Origin of the sequence: Zarconia navalis LEGE 11467 (genome assembly GCF_015207075.1) — a bacterium.
In the GTDB taxonomy this organism is placed as follows: Bacteria; Cyanobacteriota; Cyanobacteriia; order Cyanobacteriales; family Geitlerinemataceae; genus Zarconia; species Zarconia navalis.
This window is the reverse complement of sequence record NZ_JADEXN010000389.1, coordinates 1-5,453: the sequence shown is the minus strand read 5'-3', so window position 1 is coordinate 5,453 and position 5,453 is coordinate 1. Positions and strand designations below refer to the sequence as shown.

Annotated in this window: 2 protein-coding genes, 1 tRNA gene and 1 pseudogene; all 4 read right to left on the bottom strand. The window is 51.8% G+C overall.

Going from position 1 to position 5,453, the window contains the following annotated elements; translation table 11 throughout:
• Positions 1 to 158: 158 nt before the first annotated feature.
• The gene (locus IQ235_RS17710; RefSeq protein ID WP_264322749.1) at positions 159 to 2,978 is read right to left on the bottom strand and encodes a toll/interleukin-1 receptor domain-containing protein; all 2,820 of its coding nucleotides are present in this window, start codon (positions 2,976 to 2,978) and stop codon (positions 159 to 161) included.
• A 496-nt stretch (positions 2,979 to 3,474) separates the two neighbouring features.
• Positions 3,475 to 4,515 carry a M42 family metallopeptidase gene (locus IQ235_RS17705; protein ID WP_264322748.1) on the bottom strand — a complete coding sequence of 347 codons (1,041 nt, stop codon included), beginning with the start codon at positions 4,513 to 4,515 and terminating at the stop codon, positions 3,475 to 3,477.
• A gap of 236 nt (positions 4,516 to 4,751) precedes the next feature.
• Positions 4,752 to 4,822, bottom strand: a tRNA-Gly gene (locus tag IQ235_RS17700).
• Positions 4,823 to 4,965: 143 nt separating this feature from the next.
• Positions 4,966 to 5,453: pseudogene (locus IQ235_RS17695) on the bottom strand (phospholipid carrier-dependent glycosyltransferase); the annotation flags it as partial.

Here is a 5,453-nt window from a genome sequence, read left to right as displayed (position 1 = left end):
TGCCATGACTCTCCCGAATGAGATAACCCCAATCGTTACCTCACGATTTTTGTAGTACAAGACTACTATCGTACTACAGATCTTGAAATTAGAAGGTGTTTAATTCGCAGAAGAGAAATGCGATCGCCGCCGGGCCCCCTGCGCTCCCAAAACCTTCTCTACAGTGGCTCGATCTCTTCACAGATAGTTTTCTCCGACTCCGTCAACGTCGGGTTGGTTGCCAGATAATCCTTCAGGGATTTGCATCCAAGCTGCAACAATCGATCGAGTCCAATATCCTGAGATGACTGTTGCAGTTTCTCCAACGAATCCACATCCCAGAGAACGATCGTTTTATCCGCACTTGCAGAAGCCAGCTTTTCACCGTCGGGACTGAAGCTAACCGCACGCACCCAGTTTTTGTGAGCGGCTAGGGTTTTCAATAAATTCCCTTCCGTATCCCACAGGCGAACGGTATTATCTTTCCCCGCCGAAGCCACGATGTCGCTGTTTTGAGAGACGGTCACATCCCAAACCCAATCCGTATGTCCTTCGAGAATCGCGACGGGAGCGGGATCGAACTGACCTTCGTTCCACCGCCATAGGCGAATAGTGTTATCTCCGCCTGCCGTTGCCAAAAACTGCCCGTCGGGGCTGAAATAGATGGTGTTAATCCATTCTTCGTGAGCTGCAAATTCTTGCAGCAACTCCCCCTCCCGAGACCAAACCTTGACGAAGCCATCCCCCCCAGCCGAAACGATGTAGGAACCGTCGGGAGAAAAACTCACATCCGTCACTTCCGGTTTGTGAATGCCCTCAAAGGTTCGCAAAAGCGTGCCATCGCTAATTTGCCACAGACGCATCGTGCCATCCGCACCCGCTGACACCATTCGTTGACTGTCTGGAGCAATGCTCAGGCTTTTCACCGTTGAAGTATGACCGACAAAACGGCGAATGGGTTCGGCATCGTCAGATGCGAGCATTTCCTCTAAGTCCCACAATTGCAACACGTTATCGTAGCCGGCCGTAATCGCCAACTCACCATCTGCAGTGAAGTTGACATTCCGCATCCCGGATTCGTATTCCACGCTGCGCAGCAGTTGCGCCCCGTCGGGAGTCCAGATTTTGAGGGTGTTGTCGGTACTCACCGAGGCGATGAGGTTATCGGGACTGAAGCGAACCCCTTTCACCCCAGAACGGTGTCCTTGCAAAATTTCCACGACTGCCCCTTCAATGCTGCGCAAGCGAATGGTGGAGTCGTCGCTTGCCGATGCAATGCTTTTACCATCCGGTGCGAAGTCAACACTGCGCACGCTGGCATCGTGACCGATAAACGTTTTTAAGAGAATTCCGCTCGGACTCCAGAGTTTAACGGTATTATCGTCGCTGCCGGTTACCAATGCTTTCCCGTCTGGCGAAAAGGAAACGCTGCGCACCCAGTTGGTATGGGCTTCGAGCGGGGTTCGGGGCGTTCCGTCCAAGTTCCAAATTCTGGCGGTGTTATCGGAACTGGCTGTCGCGATCGACGTTCCGTCGTTCGAGAAATCCACATCCCAAACTTTATCGCGGTGACCGGTAAACTCTTGCCGGGGTTCGGGAGCGTTATTTTCCCCCTTCCGATCGAGAATTTCGATCGCATCCCAGAGTTTAACTTGCTGGTCGTGGCTGGTGGTGGCAAAGGTTAGATTAACGGGACTGAAGGCAATATCGTTGATTTCGCTGCGATGGGCACTGAAGGTGGTCAGTAATTCACCGCTCGACTTCCACAACCGGACTTTCCCGTCGTCATCTCCAGTCACCACCCATTCGCCATCAGCACTCAAAGCCACGGCTCGAACGAGGGAACCATGCTCTAAGGTCTCCAAAAGCGTTCCATCTTCAACCCGCCAAATTTTCACCGTTTCGTCTTTGGAAGCCGAAGCCACCGTTTGCCCATCTGGAGAGAATGTCACTCGCCTGACGTTGTCGTCGTGGGGCAAAATATGCAAGACCTCGCCATTTTCTTTCCAGATGCGAACGGTATTGTCATTGCTCGCCGAGGCAATCAGTTCGCCATCGGGGGAAAACGCAATCCGGTTGACTTGGTCTTTGTGACCGTCGAGGCGGTTGCGTTCTTGAACGTTATAGACCGTTTCGCGAAGGATTGCCGTCGTCGCTTCTACCAGATCGTCAGGAAAAGTGCGATCGCGGTGTAGGTGTCCGGCCGCTTGGACGGCATATTGGAGGGCTTCGAGACCGTCGTCGGTTAACTGTCTGGCTTCCGACAAAGCCGTGAGGGCGCGGACGCTCTGTTCGCGGGCGCGATTGCGCTCTTGGATAGCCGTACCCCGCTCTTTAACGGCGAAAAGAGCGAGAATGGCGGTGGCAACCAACCCGATCGCCACACCCATGAGAGTAAAGCTCTGTCGCTGCCGCTGCTGGAGGTCGCTTGCGAGAATGTATTGGGCGTGGAGGGGAGTGGGTTCGGGTTGTTTGCTTTCACTTTGAGCCAGCCAACGATCGGCCGTTTTGAGGTCGTTACCCCGGAGGGTAAAACTGGCATCGCGATTTTTCTCGTCCCATTCGATCGCCCGTTTGAGGAGGCGGGTATGATCGCGAACGTAGTCGAGATCGGTATCGATGGTTTCGATGAGTTTTTCAAAGGCGCTCTCGAAGCGATCGATTTCCCGAAAGAAAATCCAGTTGAGTTTGGCAAGTTCGGGGTGAACTTCGTCGTAGGAGACTTCCTCGCAGACGATGGGAATCAGCCGTTTGTTATAGGCGATCGCATAGTCGATTTCCTCGCCGCAGACGACCGATGCCACTGAGTCGGGACTGAGGACGAAGACGAAACTCTCTGCGGCTTCGATTCCCCGATAAATTTCTTTGCGCCAGTCTGCATTGGGGGGAATATCTTCCCAATCAACCCATACATCGCGCTGGACCTCTTTGAAAGCTCGATACAATTTCTCGACAAAGGTTTTATTGCGGCGCGAATAGGAGATAAAAACCTCGTTCATAATAGAAAATGCACGGTAGATGGGTAGTCGTCAAGTCGAGAGATTCGCGATCGCGCGACCGAAGAGGTCGATGGGACGCTTCACGCAACGGTGTCGGTTGCCGCGATCGAGTTGAACCAACACTGAAGAACTCGATGGCAAATTCGTCTCGAGTCAGCTTTGACCTATATCTTTGCTCTGGGCTTTTGCAAGGTTCTTGGCTCGCAGGTGAAAATTTTAGGGTCGTCTAACTTCGAGCGTCTCGGTACTTGCGAAGATCGAAAGCACGGTATCTTTCCATAGGTCTTGTCTTCAGGGTGGAAAGGTTGCGAGATCGAGCGGTAGGTTATTGATGTATCTTTTATCACGGACGAGTAAACTTTGCCAGTCAGAGGATCGAAGATTTACATCCGTTCTCATCCCGAAATCGCCAATTCCTACTCTTATTTTCCCTATTTCCCCGTTCCGGAGTTCCCTCTTTTCCCCAGATGTCTAATGATGTCGATGGGGATTTACTTTATACGCGGCAATAGCCCTGCAGCACGCGAATGCAGTTGACGATCGCCCCGAGATGGGCAATTTCGTAGCCGTGGGTATTTTGGGTGGGGAAGCCCAAACAAGCGGCCCGCGCCACGTGACCGAATTTCATGGCGATCGATCCATCGCTGCCAAACCCGCTAATCGTTGCCAGTTGCAGGGGAATACCTTCTTCCTCGGCACAAGCACGCAAGTCGGCGTTTAACCCCTCATCGTACACGCCGTAGGCATCTTGAGAGAGCAGTACCGGAGCCACTCCATCTTCGATCGGGTACTCCGGGGCGATGGGACAAATTTCTAAGGCAATCAGGGCATTGGTTCGCTGGCGATTGGTAAAATACAGCGCCCCGATGGCTCCCACTTCTTCTTTTGCCGAGGCCACCAAATACACGTCAACTGGGGGTTGTTTCACCGTTTGTGCCAATTCCAGCAAAATTGCCACCGAAGCCTTATTATCGAGGGTATAGCTGGCGATATAATTGTTTAAGCGAATCGGTTTTTTGCGATGTTTCCCCACCACCATTCGCGTTCCCGGTCGCACCCCAGCAGCCTTGAGTTGGGCCGCCGTTTGTTTGGTTTCGATCCAGGCATTTTCCCATTTGAGGGGGGCTTTGTCTTGCTGGGCTTTTTGCGGGGATTCGTGGGAGACGTGGCGCGATCCAAAACAAAGAATTCCCGAGACGATTTTCCGATCGCCCAACAAATCCACCACCCCTTCACCGTAGACCCAAGGGAAAGAGCCACCCAATTTTCGCACTTCCACGGTTCCATCGTCACCGACCGTTTTCACGATCGCCCCAATTTCGTCTTTATGGGCGGTAATCGTCAACGATCGACTCGAATCGCGACCGGAAATTTTGGCGATCGCGTTACCCGCTTCATCCTGCCAGGTTTCCAATTCCAGTGCGGCAAAGCGATCGAACAGCCATCGGTCTACCTCTGCTTCCACGCCGCTGGGAGAGTGGCACATGACCAATTCTTCGATGGTATTAAATAGTCGATCGTATTCGGGTTCGGACATATTGAAAATTTAGAGTTCGGAATGGGGAATGGGGAATAGGGAATGGAAAAAGCCGGTTTCATCGATTGTGTAAATAAACTGATGACGAAGCGCTATATGTTTTTCCGACCCACTCTTTTTGGAGTCAATGTTGAGCGCAAACCGCGATCGGCGAATATTTCCCAGAGTTAGCCAACAATACAGACAAAAACAGTTTTGTATCAGTGATTATCGGTAATCGAGATTATTTTTTTTAAAGCGGGCGGCGGGAATCGAACCCGCATCATTAGCTTGGAAGGCTAAGGTTTTACCACTAAACTACGCCCGCGTTATGCGCTTTACTAGCGTAGCATACCTTGCATGGAGTTAACCCCACTTTTTAAATTCTTGAGGGGGAGAATGGGGAAATGCGAACGGCGGAAAATCGGTTACCGGGAGGGATGGGATCGAGATGTCCGCACTTCGCGCATTCTATACTTTACGGCCATGGCGAGTTATCAGTTGCCAGCCTGAGGTTTCGCCCAAGATCCGACCATCCTCGAACTTCAATTCAGGGGACGGTTGAACTAAAAAGTAGACTGGGACATCCCAATGTTGCCAGTATTGCTGTAATTCGATCGAATTGGCCACAACCACTTGCCGATCGCTATAAAAGTTAAGAGACGGACGATTGTAGGGGTGGGAGGTATAGACGATTTGACCGGTGGGTGTGTGCGATCGAATCATTTCCGCGACGGGTTGGACGGGGTAATCTTCGTTGAGTTCCCAAATCCAGCGATCGGATGTGACGAATAACAGCAGCGACACGTACATCCCCCAAAATAAAATCGGGATAAACTGAGCATCCCGACGAACCACAAGAAAACGAGCAAATGTCACGGTCACCGAGATGGCTAGCAACGCCACAAAAAAATTTGCGTTTGTCGAAACTTCGGTTATGCCAAAGTAAATCGTTGCTC